The sequence below is a fragment of the Flavobacterium ardleyense genome (genome assembly GCF_042686085.1).
GTDB lineage: Bacteria > Bacteroidota > Bacteroidia > Flavobacteriales > Flavobacteriaceae > Flavobacterium > Flavobacterium ardleyense.
On the sequence record NZ_JBHUOL010000012.1, the window covers coordinates 63,049 to 80,176 of the forward strand.

14 protein-coding genes and 1 tRNA gene are annotated in these 17,128 nt (G+C 33.0%); 7 read left to right on the forward strand and 8 right to left on the reverse strand.

Translation table 11 applies throughout. The annotated features are described in order from the left end of the window. Positions 1-11 precede the first annotated feature (11 nt). A complete protein-coding gene (locus tag ACFSX9_RS06060; RefSeq protein ID WP_379805689.1) occupies positions 12-1,265 on the forward strand; it encodes an aspartate kinase in 1,254 nt (417 codons plus the stop codon). A gap of 91 nt (positions 1,266-1,356) precedes the next feature. Here the strand turns inward: ACFSX9_RS06060 and ACFSX9_RS06065 are convergent, their stop codons facing one another. Beyond that, the gene (locus ACFSX9_RS06065) at positions 1,357-2,406 is read right to left on the reverse strand and encodes a hypothetical protein (RefSeq protein WP_379805691.1); all 1,050 of its coding nucleotides are present in this window, start codon (positions 2,404-2,406) and stop codon (positions 1,357-1,359) included. 227 nt (positions 2,407-2,633) lie between these two features. Between ACFSX9_RS06065 and ACFSX9_RS06070 the strand changes: the two genes are divergently transcribed. The 5 genes from ACFSX9_RS06070 (at position 2,634) to ACFSX9_RS06090 (ending at position 10,970) form a co-directional block, all read left to right on the forward strand. Continuing rightward, positions 2,634-6,038: a hypothetical protein gene (locus ACFSX9_RS06070; protein ID WP_379805693.1), complete on the forward strand. Its 3,405-nt coding sequence runs from the start codon at positions 2,634-2,636 to the stop codon at positions 6,036-6,038. Positions 6,039-6,105: 67 nt separating this feature from the next. Then, on the forward strand, positions 6,106-9,573 hold the full coding sequence (locus ACFSX9_RS06075; protein WP_379805695.1) for a T9SS type B sorting domain-containing protein: 3,468 nt from the start codon (positions 6,106-6,108) through the stop codon (positions 9,571-9,573). Next, on the forward strand, positions 9,573-10,331 hold the full coding sequence (locus ACFSX9_RS06080) for an enoyl-CoA hydratase/isomerase family protein (protein ID WP_379805697.1): 759 nt from the start codon (positions 9,573-9,575) through the stop codon (positions 10,329-10,331). Before ACFSX9_RS06075 ends, ACFSX9_RS06080 begins: the two co-directional genes overlap by 1 nt. Further along, on the forward strand, positions 10,328-10,507 hold the full coding sequence (locus tag ACFSX9_RS06085) for a hypothetical protein (protein ID WP_379805699.1): 180 nt from the start codon (positions 10,328-10,330) through the stop codon (positions 10,505-10,507). The genes ACFSX9_RS06080 and ACFSX9_RS06085 overlap by 4 nt, the downstream gene beginning before the upstream one ends. Before the next feature lie 10 nt (positions 10,508-10,517). Beyond that, positions 10,518-10,970 (forward strand): 6-pyruvoyl trahydropterin synthase family protein, encoded by a 453-nt coding sequence (locus tag ACFSX9_RS06090; protein ID WP_379805701.1) that lies wholly within the window; start codon positions 10,518-10,520, stop codon positions 10,968-10,970. A gap of 40 nt (positions 10,971-11,010) precedes the next feature. Here the strand turns inward: ACFSX9_RS06090 and accC are convergent, their stop codons facing one another. The 6 genes from accC to pdxA form a co-directional block, all read right to left on the reverse strand. After that, a complete protein-coding gene (gene accC / locus ACFSX9_RS06095; RefSeq protein WP_379805703.1) occupies positions 11,011-12,363 on the reverse strand; it encodes an acetyl-CoA carboxylase biotin carboxylase subunit in 1,353 nt (450 codons plus the stop codon). Positions 12,364-12,454: 91 nt separating this feature from the next. Then, positions 12,455-12,934: an acetyl-CoA carboxylase biotin carboxyl carrier protein gene (accB, locus tag ACFSX9_RS06100; protein WP_379805705.1), complete on the reverse strand. Its 480-nt coding sequence runs from the start codon at positions 12,932-12,934 to the stop codon at positions 12,455-12,457. Between the two features lie 29 nt (positions 12,935-12,963). Beyond that, positions 12,964-13,959: a beta-ketoacyl-ACP synthase III gene (locus tag ACFSX9_RS06105; protein ID WP_379805707.1), complete on the reverse strand. Its 996-nt coding sequence runs from the start codon at positions 13,957-13,959 to the stop codon at positions 12,964-12,966. 166 nt (positions 13,960-14,125) lie between these two features. Continuing rightward, positions 14,126-14,320: a 50S ribosomal protein L32 gene (gene rpmF / locus ACFSX9_RS06110; protein ID WP_166236963.1), complete on the reverse strand. Its 195-nt coding sequence runs from the start codon at positions 14,318-14,320 to the stop codon at positions 14,126-14,128. Positions 14,321-14,328: 8 nt separating this feature from the next. After that, a complete protein-coding gene (locus tag ACFSX9_RS06115) occupies positions 14,329-14,865 on the reverse strand; it encodes a YceD family protein (RefSeq protein ID WP_379805709.1) in 537 nt (178 codons plus the stop codon). Positions 14,866-14,946: 81 nt separating this feature from the next. Further along, the gene (gene pdxA / locus ACFSX9_RS06120) at positions 14,947-15,996 is read right to left on the reverse strand and encodes a 4-hydroxythreonine-4-phosphate dehydrogenase PdxA (RefSeq protein ID WP_379805711.1); all 1,050 of its coding nucleotides are present in this window, start codon (positions 15,994-15,996) and stop codon (positions 14,947-14,949) included. A gap of 58 nt (positions 15,997-16,054) precedes the next feature. Between pdxA and ACFSX9_RS06125 the strand changes: the two genes are divergently transcribed. After that, the gene (locus tag ACFSX9_RS06125) at positions 16,055-16,645 is read left to right on the forward strand and encodes a riboflavin synthase (protein WP_379805713.1); all 591 of its coding nucleotides are present in this window, start codon (positions 16,055-16,057) and stop codon (positions 16,643-16,645) included. 405 nt (positions 16,646-17,050) lie between these two features. Here the strand turns inward: ACFSX9_RS06125 and ACFSX9_RS06130 are convergent. After that, positions 17,051-17,124 (reverse strand) — tRNA-Ile (locus ACFSX9_RS06130). Between the last annotated feature and the right edge of the window lie 4 nt (positions 17,125-17,128).

Here is a 17,128-nt window from a genome sequence, read left to right on the forward strand (position 1 = left end):
TTTAATTTAAAATGAAAATATTCAAATTTGGAGGTGCATCAGTAAAAGATGCTGATGGCGTAAAAAATGTATTACACGTTTTAAACACCGTTGGTTTTGATGATGTTCTGATTGTAATTTCCGCAATGGGAAAAACCACGAATGCATTAGAATTAGTAATCAAAAATTACTTTGACAAGTCCAAAGAGTTGAGATCTTCACTTCAGGAAGTTCGAAAATACCACAATCAAATTCTGTTAGATTTATTTGATGACGAAGAACATCAAGCATTTTTTGACGTTAATAAGCATTTTGATGATTTAGAAAATTTCATTAGCAACAATAAATCACCAAATTATAGCTTTGTTTATGATCAAGTGGTGAGTATTGGCGAATTAGCCTCAACAACGATTGTAAGTCATTATTTCAACTACAAAGGATTGAAAAATAATTGGGTTGATGTTCGGCCTTTAATCAAAACGGATAATAATTATCGTGATGCCCAAGTTGATTGGGAAACAACGCAAAAATTGATTTCGAAAAGCATCAAAAAGAAGACCTTAAATATTACGCAAGGATTTCTAGGTTCGGATGAAAATAATTTCACTACGACTTTAGGTCGAGAAGGATCTGATTATAGTGCGGCGATTTTTGCTTATTGTTTAGGTGCGGAAAGCGTAACGATTTGGAAAGATGTTCCTGGCGTTTTAAATGCAGATCCAAGATATTTTGAAAACGCTATCTTATTAAATCAGATTTCATATCGCGAAGCTATTGAGTTAGCTTTTTATGGTGCTTCGGTAATTCATCCAAAAACGTTACAACCTTTACAAAAAAAGGAAATTCCGTTGTATGTGAAATCATTCATCAATCCGACTTTAGCAGGAACAAGCGTTTCAAAAGGAGCTGATTTAGAGCCAAAAACCCCTTGTTTTATCGTAAAGAAAAACCAATTATTGTTGTCGCTATCATCAATCGATTTCGATTTTATAATGGAAAATCACATTAGTGAAATTTTTGCTTTGTTTGCGAAATACAAAATCAAAGTCAACGTAATTCAAAATACAGCGATTAGTTTTTCGGTCTGTATTGAAGATAAATATGGGAATTTTGAGGAGTTATCCAAAATACTATCAAAAAAATTCAAAGTTACTTTTAACGAAAATGTGTCGTTATACACGATTAGACATTTCGACGAAAATGCTTCGAAAGTAGTAGAAACGAATAAAACGATTTTATTGCGCCAAATTTCTAGAGAAACGATGCAAGTAATTACGAAAGAGTAAGATTAAAAGCTGTTTTTAAATTTTAAAACATAACTTTTATCTTGATATTGTAAATCCTTCTTCTTTAAAAATTTTAAATGACTTTTATGTATCAGTATATTATTTTATAAGTAGTTAAATCAATTTTTTTTGCTTTCGATGCATCAAAAGCAAATGTTGGCTCCTTTCGATATTTATTTGTAATTATTGAGCCTTTAAAGTAACCATCCAGTGATTTTAACTGACTATCAAAACGATAAGTTACTAACTCATATTTATTATTTTCGTTTTTATTATGTTTTATAAAACTTTCTTCATTTAGAATTTTATAATTAATTATTTTATCATTAAGAACTAGATTACGCTTATTTTTTTCATTGCTTGTAGTTTTACAACTAAATTCATAAATTCCGTAATCTTCATCATCGATTAAAATATATCCATAATAAGGGAATTCTTTATTATTTTTATTAGGCGAAAATTCAATCTTATAATATCCGTCATCTTTTGAAACTTTATATTCAAATAGTTTTCGAAATTTTAAAATAACTAGTAATTCCATTGTTAAATAAGAATTTGAATAGTGTAAATAATTATAATTAAACACTATTTGTTCATTATTATGTTCAAAAATAGGACTCAAATTATCTGTTTTTTTAAAGTTTCCAATTATTTTATTTTCTTGCGAACAAAAATAACCTTCTCTATTTTTAAGATACAATCTATTATTTAAGTACAACAATGTGTCTTTATCTATTGTTAATATATTATAAAAGTGAGTGTGGTTTGAGAAAATTACATTTTTCAACCTTTTTTTAGAATCACCGATACTATCTAGTAAATTAAAAACATTAGCTTTTGTAACGACTACTTCTTTTAATTGAATTGCATTTATTTTTCTTAAAAAAACTTTATCACTACTGTCTAAACTTATAATGGTGTCATAATAATCTTCTTTTACTATTGAAATTTTATTGTGTTTTTTCAAATTAATTTCAAAAAACCCTTTATTATTTGTCTTATCAATTAACACAGAATCATAGTATATAAGTGCGTTTTCAATAGGATTATTATCTTCTAAACTTAAAACCTGCGTCTTTGTCTTTTGTGAATAAATTGAAAGGGTTACTAATATTAGCAGGAGGGTTATATATTTTTCCATTTTCAAAATTAAATCGTGATGTATCATTTCATTTCCATGGCTAAATTACAAAACGGCTTCTATTATTGTCACATTTTTGCCTATCTTTTTTGATTATCTTTTTAGAATTTACTGAGGTTTTAATTTAAAAAAATCTTTACCAATTTAAAATATGCTAAAGTGCAAATTTTTTAATAAAAGCTTGAAAAAATAAATACTACTTTTGAAGATTCGGAGTTATAGTATTTATGCATAAAATTGTTTTTTTAGCGGGTTTTCTGTTTTGTTTTTTGGGCAGTTTTGCTCAGGAAACTTCACAATCCTATCCGACTAAGAAAATTGCGTTTTCAAAAGACACGATTTCAATCGAAAAATTCAGTTTAAATGATTCTTTTTTCGAAATTAAAGATGCGAAAGGAACAATAATTGATTCGAGTTTTTATAAAATTAATTTCCAAAAAGGAACTTTAGTTTTCTTGAAAAATGTCGATACTTCAGATTCTTTAGTCGTTCGTTATTCGAAATTTCCTGATTTTTTGACCAAAACCTATTCCATTTATGACTATGATAAAGTCGTTGCGAATGAAGCTGGAAAATTAATTGTTTTCAGAAAAGACAAGAACACTAAATTCAAACCTTTTGACGGATTGAATACTTCCGGAAGTATTACAAGAGGAATTACCGTTGGAAATAATCAAAATACGGTTGTAAATTCCAATTTAGATCTTCAGATTACGGGCAAAATTTCGGATAAAGTCAGTTTGCGTGCTTCGATTCAAGATAGTAATATTCCACTACAAGAAGGCGGATACTCGCAAAAACTAGATGAATTTGATCAGATTTTTATCGAATTATTTTCGGACAATTGGAACATCAGAGCTGGAGATTTATTTTTAGAAAATCGGAAATCGGCTTTTTTAAATTTCAATAAAAAAGTACAAGGACTTTCCACTCGTTTTAGTTTTGGAACTCCTGATAAAAAAACAGAAGTAGTTGCTGCGGGAGCTTTGGTTCGCGGACAATATGCAAAAAGTAGTTTCGTAGGACAAGAAGGAAATCAAGGTCCATATAAATTACGTGGGAATAATGGAGAATTATATGTTTTAGTGATTTCAGGATCGGAACGCGTTTATGTCAACGGAATTTTGAAAACTCGTGGTGAAAACAACGATTATGTTATCGATTACAATGCGGGGGAAATTATTTTCACATCGTTATTTCCAATTACTTCCGAAATGCGAATCAGTATCGAATACCAATATTCCGATAGAAATTTTACACGATTTATTACCTATGGCGGAATTTCGCACGAGCGAGAAAACTGGCAAATTGGCGGTTATGTTTATTCTGAAAGCGATGTGAAAAATCAGCCTTTGCAACAAAATTTATCTTCTGACCAAATTGATATTTTGCAAAATGCTGGCGATGATTTATCGCAAATGAATGGACCTTCCGCTTATTTAGATGGTTATTCGGAAAATAAAATTCTGTATAAAAAAGTAATCATTGGAGGTGTCGAAGTTTTTGAATATTCCAACAATCCGACAGATGAATTATACAATGTGCGTTTTTCATTAGTCGGGAATAATCTCGGAAATTATATTTTAGCGAACAATCAAGCTGTTGGAAAAATTTATGAATATGTGGCACCGATTTCGGGAATTCCACAAGGGAATTATGAACCGATTGTTCGATTAATTGCACCGACGAAAATTCAAATGGCAACTGTTTTAGGAAAATACAATCCGAGTGAAAAAACAATTGTAGATTTTGAATTGGCTTTGAGTAATAACGATCAGAATTTATATTCGAATTTAGACGACAATAACAATAAAGGTTTTGCCGGAAAATTTTATGGAAAACAACGTCTTTTTACTGGAAAAACTAAGATTGATGCTTTTGCGAATTATCAACTAGTACAAGAAAATTTCAAGACGATTGAGCGATTATACAACATTGAATTCAACAGAGATTGGAACATTACTACACTTTTAGAAGGCAATCAAAGCTTTTTAACTTCGGGATTGGATTTTAATTTCGACAATAAAGGAAAAGCGATGTATCAATTGGAAAATTTGAGTTTTGGAAATTCATTTTCGGGAAATAAACACACTTTATCCGGAAGATATGCGACTAAAAACTGGATGATTTGGAGCAATTCAAGCGTGATGAAAAGTGATTCAGAACTCGCTAATTCTTCTTTTGCACGAAGTCAAAATCGTTCTTCTTATAAATTCGATAAAAATTGGATTGGAGCGACAATCAACTTAGAAGATAATACTGAAAAACTGAAATCGACCAATACTTTTTCGGCTTTAAGTCAACGTTTTATTGAATATGGAGCTTTTATAGGTCGAGGAGATTCTACGAAAGTTTATGTTGAATTAGGTTTTTTGCAACGCCAAAATGATAGTTTACAATTTAATAAAATTGAACGTGTTAATCATTCGAATTCCTATTATTTGAAATCCCAATTGATTAAATCCGAAAAAAGAAATTTGAGTGTTTATTTGAATTATCGCACCTTAAAATATGAAGATAATTCGAAAAAAGACGAACCTTCGTTGAATTCAAGAATTTTATATTCGGACCAATTTTTTGATCAATTGCTTCAAACTACAACCGCTTATGAAACGAGTTCAGGAACAATTGCCCAACAAGAATTTACGTATTTGCAAGTGGAACCAGGTCAAGGTGTTTATATGTGGAATGATTATAATACCAATGGAATTCAGGAATTGCAAGAATTTGAAGTGGCACCTTATTCTGATTTAGCGATTTATGTTCGCGTATTTTTACCAAATCAGGTTTTCATTCGGACGCACCAAAATAAATTCTCACAATCTGTAAATTTAAACTTCAACCAATGGCAAAATGATACCGGATTGAAACAATTTGCATCGCACTTTTATAATCAGACTTCCTTTTTAATTGATCGAAAAACAGTAAGAAATGCGGATAACTTCAACCTGAATCCATTTTCAAAAGAGGAAGAAGAATTGGTTGGATTAAATATGAATTTCAGAAATAGTTTTTTTTATAATCGAGGCAAACAAAAGCATTCGACAACTTATTCGTATTTAATAAATGAAAGTCAAAATTTACTTTCTGTGGGAAGTCTTTCGGCAAAAAACAAATCGCATCAATTGCAATACCAACATTTGGTGCAGAAAAGTTGGTTGTTTAATTTTTCCGGAAGCAGTTCAATTAGTGAATCGGTATCGGAAAATTACCCAAGTCGAAATTTTGAAATCAACAGTTATCGTGTAGAACCAAAAATCGGTTATCTTTTTTCTAGAAATGCGAGTTGGGACATTTTTTATGAATACCAACAAAAAGAAAATCAAATTGGCGCTTTTGAAACTTTAAATCAAACCCGATTGGGAACTTCATTTACTTTTAATAGTGAAAAAGGTTTTAGTATGAATGGTGAATTCTCATTATACAATAACACTTTCAATGGCGACAATTTATCGGCAGTAGCTTTTCAGATGTTAGAAGGTTTACAGCCGGGTAAAAATCAGACATGGCGTTTGCTCTTGCAGAAAAATTTGACGCAGTTTTTAGACGTTAACATCAACTACCAAGGTCGAAATAGTGAGACCAGTAAAACTATTCATACTGGAAACGTGCAATTAAGAGCGTTTTTTTAGCTAATATTTAGATTAATTCTATATTTCTATATATTTTTACATTCTTGTACCTTTATAACTACCCCGTATGTTTAAGCAAATTTTATTTTTTATTATTATATTGTCAAATGTAAGTTACGCACAATTAAGCAATAAACACTGGTTACCGCCTTTGCATGCCAGAGACGCTAGTGTTGTAAATCAGCAATATATATATTTATCAACTCCTCAACCTATTCCTTTTTCAGTTACGGTAACTGATGGTGCTGGAATACCTATTTCAGGCTCACCCTTCACTATTTCTCAAGGAAATCCTAGGGAAATTTTTATTGGTAATAGTCAAAATTCGAAAATGTTTAGACCCATACAAGATATAAACATCGTAAGATCTAATCTTGGTCTAATTTTAGAAGGCAAAAAAGACTTCTATGTTAGCTTCAGGGTGCGGTCCAATAATCATGCAGAAACATTGATTTCAAAAGGTAGAACTGGGGCTGGAACTGATTTTAGAGTTGGAAGTTTACCACAAATTTATGGAGGTGAGCTTCGAAATTTTGTGACAAGTTTCATGGCTACTGAAGACAATACTAATGTGCGTATTTCTGAATATGACACAGATGTAGAATTTGCTTCAAACATGGGAAATATCACTTCTGACTTGTTAACATATAACTTAAATAAAGGAGAAAGTGTAATTATATCTGGTTATAGTGACATTTTTGCCAATCTTAGTGGTTTTGTTGGCGCACGGATTAATTCTACTAAACCCATAATTGTGAATACTGGAAATGCATTAGCAGGAATGGGAACTGAAGCGGATGGTCAAGATTTCACCTTAGATCAGATCGTGCCAATAGACATGATAGGGACGGAATATGCTTTGGTAAGAGGAAACGGAAGTAATTTATCTGAATTCCCCTTAGTAATCGCTACTGAAAACAACACAAAAATATATGTGAATGGAAATACAGTTCCATTAATTACTTTAAATGCAGGTGAACATCATTTAGTACCAAATTCTAATTACCAAGGAATAAACAATAAAAACATGTATATAACTAGCGATAAGCCCATCTACATGTATCAAATTATTGCAGGAAGTACTAGTGACGCTACTAATGGATTAAACTTTATTCCTCCTTTAAATTGTTTTTTTCAAAAATCTGTCGATCTAATTCCCAGTATCAATAGAGTGGGTACTACTAGTTATACAAGTGATGTAATAGCAATTACATCAAACACCGCAGTTTTGTCGCTAAACGGAACTGTTGTCAGTGCCATTCCACAGCCCTTGCTAGGAAACAATTCCTGGGTAACTTATAAAATCAACAATGTTGTGGGCGATGCAAAAATAGAATCAACAGGCCCATTAGCCGTTGGTGTTTTTGGATACAGTGGTGTTGCTGGATATGGCGGGTATTATTCTGGATTTGGAAGCACACCATCAGACACAAATGTGAGTGTATGTTCTAATGAAGCCATCAATCTTTTTGAAACTATCAATGGAAACCCAGAACTTAATGGAAATTGGGTTGTTCCTGCCGGTGCCAATCCTATTGTCAATGATATTTTTGACCCTCTTAATAACGTAGCTGGTGAGTATTTATATACATTTGATAAGGTTTGTGACAGCTACACAGTTAATCTATCAATAAAAATTAACGTTACTATTGAAACAGCACTTTATGCCGGATCGTCTAGCACTATCATTATATGTAAAAATGACGAGCCGATTGATCTTTTTACCTCGCTAGGCATAGGTGCAGAAACTGGAGGAACTTGGTCACCTCCATTAACATCAGGAACATTTTTTTTTAATCCAGCTACTGATACTTTTAACTCTTATGTTTACACTATTGCTGGAACCGAAACTTGTGCTGCTTCTTCTGCAACCGTTACAATAACAACTAACCCTTCCCCTCTCTTAATTCCAATTACAGATTATATGCTATGTGATAACAATGATGATGGTGATGATACAAATGGAATTGCAACTTTTGATTTGACTACGAAATCTACAGAAATTTTAAACAATCAAATCGGGATTACGGTGACATATTATACTTCTATGGAAGATGCAAAGACTGGTAGTAATGAAATCACATCGATCAACACTGCAGATAGAATTATTTATGTGCGTTTAACTAATGATGCGACGGGATGTTTTGCGACAACGTCTTTCGAAATAAAAGTACTTTCGCTTCCTACTGCTGCTAATTCAATTACATTAAAGCAATGCGATACTGACACTGATGCGATCACCGACTTTAACTTAACAGAAGCAAATAGTATTATTTCATCTGACGCCACAAATAATTTTACCTATCATACTACTTTTTTAGGAGCTCAAAATAATACAGATAGAATTACAAACGAATTAAGTTATACAGCTTCAAATGGTGCTCAAGTTTGGGCACGAATTACAAATACAGCAGGCTGTTTCAGAACTGCTTCAGTTAATTTAATAGTATCTACAACAACAATTCCTTTAAATCATAAATTAATGCTTTATGCATGCGATGAATATTTGAGCGACACAGAGCCTGCAAATGATGGTTTTGCTTATTTTAATTTAGACACAACAGATGTGACACAAAATGCAGTTGAAAATTTACTTTCATTTTTCTCAACAACTCAACCCTTAGCAGTAACATTTTATGAAAATGAAATTGATGCTTTGGCCGAAACGAATTCAATTCAAGACATCACGAATTATAGAAACATAACGCAAAACTCCCAATTTATTTGGGCAAGAATAGATAGCGAATTAAATAATGAGTGTTTTGCTGTTGGACCTTATATCGAATTAATCGTCACCCAACTTCCAGAAATTAATCTAGGCACAGATCTTATAATATGTGTTGATCCTATAACTGGTTTAGGTTCAAAATTTGTAGATGCCACACCTTCCATTGCAGGAAATTACTCCTATCTATGGACTCCAATTAATCCTGCAGGCGACTCACCTATATTTGAAATCACAACTGAAGGTGCTTTTTCAGTAATTGTTACGAACACAACTACAAATTGCGAAGCGACCGCAACAGTAACAAGTAGTATTTCATCTCAACCTGCAACTTTTGAAGCAAATTTAATAACTCCAGCTTTTGCAACTGGCTTATCGAGTATTGAAGCTATTGCAACCGGTGGTTTCGGGATTTATGAATACAGTATAGATGGAATAGACTGGCAGCCAAGCCCTATATTTACTGACTTAGAAAACGGAAACTACATTGTATACGTCAGAGATATTCCAGGTTGTGGCATTTTGTTTTCTCAGGAAATACAAACTATTACCTATCCAAATTATTTCACACCAAACGCAGATGGATTTAATGATTACTGGAATATTAACTTACCAACGCAATACGAAGGGAAAATTTCGATCTATGATCGTTATGGTAAACTTTTAACAAAAATAAGTTCACAAGAACAAGGATGGAATGGTACATATAATGGAAAATCATTACCTTCGACAGATTATTGGTTCAGAGTAGAATATATCGAAAACAACCAGAAAAAAGAATTTAAATCGCATTTTAGCTTAATCAGATAATGACAACATCAGGCTCAATACTTACAGAAATTAAGGAATCCGTTGCTACAGTAACGTTTTCGCATCCCGCTAGTAATTCATTTCCTAGTGTTTTATTACAAAAGTTAACAGATGAACTTTGTAATTTAGGCAACAATGATACAATTGCGTTAATTGTATTAAAAAGTGAAGGAACAGGTGCTTTTTGTGCCGGTGCTTCATTTGATGAATTGTTATCAATAACAAATTTAGAAGATGGTAGCAAATTTTTCTCTGGATTTGCCAATGTGATTAATGCAATGCGAACGTGTTCAAAACCTATTATTGGTAGAATTCACGGGAAATCTGTCGGTGGTGGAGTTGGCCTAGCAGCTGCCTGCGATTATACATTTGCAACTAAAGATAGCGCAATTAAACTATCAGAAATTGCTATTGGAATAGGTCCGTTTGTAATAGAACCCGCAGTAAGTAGAAAAATTGGAAAACCAGCTTTTACCGAAATGACGTTGACTCCGACACAATGGAAAACGCCTCAGTGGGCGAAAGAAAATCATCTTTTTTCCGAAGTTTTTGATTCAGTAGAAGAATTAGACGATCATTTAGAGCGTTTTGTTATCTCTTTAGCGAGCTATAATCAGGAAGCTTTAATGGAAATGAAAAAAGTGTTTTGGGAAGGAACAATGCATTGGGATATATTACTATATGAAAGAGCTGCAATTTCAGGAAGATTAGTATTATCAGACTTCACGAAAGAAGCACTAGAAAAGTTTAAAAAATGAGAAGTTTAGTTATAGCTTTACAGCAAGTAAATATCGAAGAAAAAATAAAGAATGACGTTGACGGAAATTATCAAATTGGAGTTGCAATTGGATCATTCCTGCCATTTATAGCACTAGCAGGTTTAGCTTATTTTTTATATTACAGAGCAAAGAAAAAAGGCAGCTTCGACAAATAAAATTAAAATTATGTCAAAAATTAGAATTACAAAGCAATTTAACTTTGAAACTGGCCACGCTTTATATGGTTATGACGGAAAGTGTAAGAATGTTCATGGACATAGCTATAAGTTATCGGTAACCGTAATAGGCTCTCCTATAACAGACACGACCAATGTAAAATATGGAATGGTGATCGACTTCACAGATTTAAAGAAAATAGTAAAAGAACAAATCGTAGATATATTTGATCATGCAACTGTTTTTAATAAAAACACACCACATGTTGAATTAGCACACGAACTAGATAAAAGAGGTCATCATGTAATATTAGTAGAATATCAGCCTACTAGCGAAAACATGGTAATTGATTTTTCAAATAAAATTAAAAACTTATTACCTGCAAATATTAAATTGCATTCGTTGCGACTTCAAGAGACAGACACTTCGTTTGCCGAATGGTTTGCAAGTGACAATGAATAAAAAGCATAAAAAAACTCCCATTTAAAATGGGAGTTTTTTGTTATTCTTCTTGAGGCTCTTTCATTACAAAAGATTCCATGAATTTTGTGGTATAATTCCCCGCTACATAATCAGGTTCTTCCATTAATTGTCTGTGAAACGGAATTGTTGTTTTGATTCCTTCAATTACGAATTCATCTAACGCACGTTTCATCTTACTAATAGCTTCTTCTCTCGTTTGAGCCGTTGTAATTAACTTCGCAATCATAGAGTCATAATTAGGTGGAATTGTATATCCAGCATAAACATGCGTGTCTAATCGAACTCCGTGTCCTCCTGGCGCGTGTAAAACAGTAATTTTACCTGGCGAAGGTCTAAAATCGTTGTAAGGATCTTCAGCATTAATACGACATTCGATGGAATGCAATTGCGGGTAATAATTTTTACCTGAAATTGGAATTCCAGCTGCTACCATTATCTGCTCACGAATTAAATCATGATCTACAACTTGTTCAGTGATTGGATGCTCTACTTGGATACGAGTATTCATCTCCATGAAGTAGAAATTTCTATGTTTATCAACTAAAAACTCTACAGTTCCAGCACCTTCATATTTAATGTACTCTGCTGCTTTTACTGCTGCATTTCCCATTGCTTCACGCAATTCATTTGTCATGAATGGCGAAGGTGTTTCTTCTGTTAATTTTTGATGACGACGTTGTACTGAACAATCTCTTTCAGAAAGGTGACAAGCTTTTCCGTAAGAATCTCCTACAACTTGAATTTCAATATGACGAGGTTCTTCAATTAATTTCTCTAAATACATACCGTCATTACCAAAAGCTGCTGCTGACTCTTGACGAGCTCCTTCCCAAGCTTTTAATAAATCTTCTTTTTTCCAAACGGCACGCATTCCTTTTCCACCACCTCCAGCAGTTGCCTTAAGCATTACTGGGTAGCCAAATTCATCAGATAATTGTTCCGCTTGTTCATATGATTCTAAAATCCCTACAGAACCTGGCACACATGGAACACCTGCTTCAATCATAGTAGATTTTGCTGATGCCTTGTCTCCCATTCTATCAATCATTTCTGGAGAAGCTCCAATAAATTTGATACCATGTTCTTGACAAATTTTCGAAAACTTAGCGTTTTCAGATAAAAATCCGTAACCCGGATGAATTGCGTCTGCATTTGTAATTTCTGCAGCTGCTATAATATTAGACATTTTCAAGTAAGATAAATTACTTGGTGGTGGTCCAATACAAACTGCTTCATCAGCAAACTTAACATGTAAGCTATCTGCATCAGCTGTGGAATAAACCGCTACGGTTTTGATGCCCATTTCTTTACAGGTTCTAATTACACGAAGTGCAATTTCTCCTCTATTGGCAATTAATATTTTTTTAAACATGTTTCTTTAATTAGATAATTAGACAATCTGTCAATTAGACAATTATGAAGGTAGAAAATACTCTAACTTCCAACCTCTAATCTCTAACTTATTAAGACGGGTCAACTAAGAACAATGGTTGATCAAATTCAACTGGCGAAGAATCATCAACTAATATCTTAACAATTTTACCTGACACTTCAGATTCGATTTCGTTAAATAATTTCATTGCTTCAATAACACACAATACATCTCCTTTACCTATAGTTGTACCTACTTCAACAAACATAGGTTTGTCTGGAGCTGGTTTTCTATAGAAAGTACCGATAATTGGTGATTTTACAGTGATATATTTAGAATTTTCATCTGAAGCTGGAGCTGTAACCGCGTCTGTAGCTACAGGAGCTGCAACTTGTGGAGCTAGCATTTGAGGAGCTTGCATAGGCATTTGTTGCACGTAAGTTGTTGTACTTTCAGTTCCTTCTGCAGTTGTCTTTATGGTGATTTTAAAATCGTCCATTTCTAATTTTACTTCTGTAGCGCCTGATTTTGCCACAAATTTGATTAGGTTTTGAATCTCTCTAATATCCATAATATTGAATTTATTTAGTTTGTTTGTTTTTATTTAGTATAAGCCCATTTCAAATAGATAGAACCCCAAGTGAATCCACCACCAAAGGCTGCAAAAATGATATTATCTCCTTTTTTTAACTGATGTTCAAAATCAGCCAATAATAGAGGTAATGTTGCAGATGTAGTATTTCCATATTTTTGGATATTGATTAAGACTTTTGAATCGTCTAATCCCATTCTGTTTGAAGTGGCGTCTATAATTCTTTTATTTGCTTGATGTGCTACTAACCAATTCACATCATCATGCGAAAGATTATTGCGTTTCATAATTTTTTCACTTACATCTGCCATACCAGAAACTGCGTATTTAAATACACTTTTCCCATCTTGGAAAACATAATGTTGTTTTTTTCTAACAGTTTCTTCAGATGCAGGTAAAATAGATCCGCCGGCATCGATTTTTAGAAAATCTCTTCCTATTGCGTCACTTTTTAAAATTTCATCTTGAAGACCTAATCCTTCTGTATTAGGTTCAAAAAGAGCTGCCCCCGCACCATCTCCAAAGATAATACAAGTTGCTCTATCTGTATAATCAATAATTGAAGACATTTTATCTGCTCCAATTAGTAATATTTTTTTATACTTCCCTGATGTAATATAGGCTGATGCAATAGACATTCCGTATAAGAATCCTGAACATGCTGCTTGCAAGTCAAATGCGAATGCATTCGTAGCTCCAATTTCTGTAGCTACATAAACACCTGTAGAGGCCACAGGCATATCTGGTGTAGTAGAAGCTAAAATCACTAAATCTATTTCTTTAGGATCTAAATTAGCTCTCTCTAATAAGTTTTGAGCCGCTCTGATGGCAAGGTACGAGGTTCCTTTACCTTCTTCCTTCAATAATCTTCTTTCTTTAATTCCTGTACGAGAGGTAATCCACTCGTCATTGGTATCAACTAATGTTTCTAACACTTCATTAGACAATACATAATCAGGCACATAAGAACCTACTGCCGTAATTGCTGCTGTAATTTTATTCATTTTCGATTATTTTTTCTTAGCTGAATCAACTGATTCAAAAAAGTGGTTGAAATTACAAAAAAAATTCCAAACGAATCCTATTCATGAATGTTAATTACATAAACGAACGGGCATTTAACAAAAAAACTCTCACAATGTGAGAGTTTTCTCTAATTTTTTAAAGCAATTAAGCTACTGCTTCTGCTTTGTCGATTACAACTTGACCTCTGTAATACATTTTTCCTTCATGCCAATAAGCTCTGTGGTATAAATGTGCTTCACCAGTTATAGGACATGTAGCAATTTGCGCAACTGTCGCTTTGTAATGTGTTCTTCTTTTATCTCTTCTTGTAGACGACTGTCTTCTCTTAGGATGTGCCATTTTTCTATTTATTTATCCGTTAATAGTTTTTTTAAATCTTCCCATCTAGGGTCTATATCTCCTTTGTGTTCTTCTAATTTATTTTCGCCTGGAGCTAATGAATTTAATTTGTCAATTACTTCTGAAAGCGAACCATCCTTTATACCTGGATGAATTCTTCTCAACGGAAGTGACACAACAATTGACTCATATATATATTGAGCCACATTAACTTCAAACTCACCATGAGGCAATATCAGCAACTCCTCATTCTCATCATTAAATTCATCTCCAAACTTAACTAAAAGTTTCAATTTTCCTTTAATTGGCATATCAAACTCTTCTCCTGAAACATCGCAAGGAACATTTACAGTCCCTTTATGTTTGAAATCGAGTTCTAGCATAGTGCTTTTCTTCTCTAAAACAACAGTCACTTTAACTGATGCATCATTAAATTCATCATAATCAAAGTGCTGAAAGAACGTATTATCTAATTGATAATCAAACTGATGCTTCCCTACTTTTAATCCCCCGAATGGAATCAAATATTCTTTTAAATTGTTCATAACAACAGTTTTACCTTTTCAAAAGGAGTGCAAAGATATAAAATATTTGTAAATTAAAACTAGTTGTAAACATTTTTTTGTTTATAACTGCTTTTCTTTTGTTTTTAAAGGGTTTTTAATAAGCTCTTGATACTCATTTCTTTTATTATAAATATCGATTGCTAAATAAACCGCCTCTTTAAATGACTCATGATTTGCAATTCCCTTACCCGCAATTTCATAAGCAGTTCCATGATCTGGCGAAGTGCGTATCTTATCTAAACCCGCTGTATAGTTAACTCCAGCACCAAAAGACAATGTCTTAAACGGAATCAAACCCTGATCATGATAAGTTGCAATTACTGCATCATATTTCTCATATTGGCCTGAACCGAAAAAACCGTCAGCCGAAAAAGGACCAAAAACCAAATTTCCTGCTTCAAAAAGTTTTTTTAGTGCAGGTTTTATAATCTTTTCTTCTTCGTTACCAATTACTCCGTTATCACCAGAATGTGGATTCAATCCTAAAACAGCAACTTTCGGCTTCTCAATTTCAAAATCTTGTTTCAAAGATTTCATTATGGTTTGGATTTTACTCGAAATCAACTTCTCTGTCAAATTTTTCGCAACTTCATTCACAGGAACATGATCTGTAAGCAATCCTACTCTCAAATCATCGTGAACCATAAACATCAAAGCATCACCTTGTAATTCCTGATCCAAGTAATCTGTATGACCTGGAAACTTAAAATCTTCCGACTGAATATTGTATTTATTTATAGGTGCAGTTACCAGCACATCCACAAAACCATCTTTCAAAGCATCCGTTGCTGCAATAAATGACTTTATCGCGTAACCTCCTACTACATCATCGTTCTTACCAAACTCTAAATTGACACCTTCACGCCAAACATTCAGTACATTTATCTTTCCAACTACTAACTGGTCAATTTTATCAATTCCATGAATGGCAGCAGTAAGTTTAAACTCCTTTTTCAAAAAAGAAATAATCTTAACATTTGCAAAAATAACTGGCGTACATAATTCTAACATACGAATATCTTCGAATGTTTTTAAAATGACCTCGCTTCCAATACCATTAAGATCTCCAATTGAAATTCCAACAATTATATTTTCTGCTTTTTTAATCATGACAAATGTGATTTATTGCTTACTTTTGAACTGCAAATTTAGTAAAATTAAATCAGTTATGTTTACCGGAATTATAGAAACACTCGGAATTATAAAAGAAATTGAAAAAGATCAAGAAAATCTACACTTAACAGTAGCTTCAAAGATTACACATGAATTGAAGATTGACCAAAGCGTAGCACATAATGGTATCTGCTTAACTGTTGTGAAAATAGAACAAGACGAATACACGGTAACCGCTATTAAAGAAACGATTGACAAAACATCAATTGGGACGTGGCAATTGGGTGATACTTTAAATTTAGAACGTGCTATGAAACTCGGAGATCGTCTAGATGGACACATTGTTCAAGGGCACGTGGACCAAACAGGAGTTTGTACAAATATAAAGGAGACTAACGGAAGTTGGGTATTCACTTTTGAATATGATAGCAGCCTACAGAACATCACTATTGAAAAAGGATCAATTACCGTAAACGGAACCAGTTTAACAGTCATCAATTCAGGATTGAACTCTTTTAGCGTGGCAATCATACCTTACACCTACGAACACACTAATTTCAATACGTTTAGAATTGGTAGTTTAATAAATTTAGAATTTGACGTAATAGGTAAATACGTCGCAAGATTAAATCAATTAAGAAATTAAAAACAATAAAAAAGACTCTATAAAGAGTCTTTTTTATTTAAGTTATATTTTCGTGACAGGTACCAACCAGTCATTAAAGCCAAGAAAAAAACCAAAATAAGAGGCTCGTCAATAGACAAGCCAACCGGTGGTGGTGGCAAAGGTCCACGCGCAGGCGTAGGAGGGCCCTCAGCAGCAAAAAATGCCTGAGAAAACAAAACCATTATTATAAAAATCGTCTTATTCATAATATAATATCATTGGGGGATAAAATCTTAATCTTGTATATATTCAAAAAAAATGAATATATGTCACAAAGATAACATTTAACTCACAAATAAAAGAGATTTTAGAATGTATTACTGAAAATAAAAAAACGCATAAAATATATAGCTATATACTTTATGCGTTTTTTTATTATTATTGTGGTCCCACCTGGGCTCGAACCAGGGACCACCTGATTATGAGTCAGGTGCTCTAACCAGCTGAGCTATAGGACCCGTT

Excerpts from the sequence above, each read along its gene's own strand:
- ACFSX9_RS06060 (WP_379805689.1), top strand. The coding sequence starts at position 12 with ATGAAAATATTCAAATTTGGAGGTGCATCAGTAAAAGATGCTGATGGC.
- ACFSX9_RS06065 (WP_379805691.1), bottom strand. The coding sequence starts at position 2,406 with ATGGAAAAATATATAACCCTCCTGCTAATATTAGTAACCCTTTCAATT.
- ACFSX9_RS06070 (WP_379805693.1), top strand. The coding sequence starts at position 2,634 with ATGCATAAAATTGTTTTTTTAGCGGGTTTTCTGTTTTGTTTTTTGGGC.
- ACFSX9_RS06075 (WP_379805695.1), top strand. The coding sequence starts at position 6,106 with ATGTTTAAGCAAATTTTATTTTTTATTATTATATTGTCAAATGTAAGT.
- ACFSX9_RS06080 (WP_379805697.1), top strand. The coding sequence starts at position 9,573 with ATGACAACATCAGGCTCAATACTTACAGAAATTAAGGAATCCGTTGCT.
- ACFSX9_RS06085 (WP_379805699.1), top strand. The coding sequence starts at position 10,328 with ATGAGAAGTTTAGTTATAGCTTTACAGCAAGTAAATATCGAAGAAAAA.
- ACFSX9_RS06090 (WP_379805701.1), top strand. The coding sequence starts at position 10,518 with ATGTCAAAAATTAGAATTACAAAGCAATTTAACTTTGAAACTGGCCAC.
- accC (WP_379805703.1), bottom strand. The coding sequence starts at position 12,363 with ATGTTTAAAAAAATATTAATTGCCAATAGAGGAGAAATTGCACTTCGT.
- accB (WP_379805705.1), bottom strand. The coding sequence starts at position 12,934 with ATGGATATTAGAGAGATTCAAAACCTAATCAAATTTGTGGCAAAATCA.
- ACFSX9_RS06105 (WP_379805707.1), bottom strand. The coding sequence starts at position 13,959 with ATGAATAAAATTACAGCAGCAATTACGGCAGTAGGTTCTTATGTGCCT.
- rpmF (WP_166236963.1), bottom strand. The coding sequence starts at position 14,320 with ATGGCACATCCTAAGAGAAGACAGTCGTCTACAAGAAGAGATAAAAGA.
- ACFSX9_RS06115 (WP_379805709.1), bottom strand. The coding sequence starts at position 14,865 with ATGAACAATTTAAAAGAATATTTGATTCCATTCGGGGGATTAAAAGTA.
- pdxA (WP_379805711.1), bottom strand. The coding sequence starts at position 15,996 with ATGATTAAAAAAGCAGAAAATATAATTGTTGGAATTTCAATTGGAGAT.
- ACFSX9_RS06125 (WP_379805713.1), top strand. The coding sequence starts at position 16,055 with ATGTTTACCGGAATTATAGAAACACTCGGAATTATAAAAGAAATTGAA.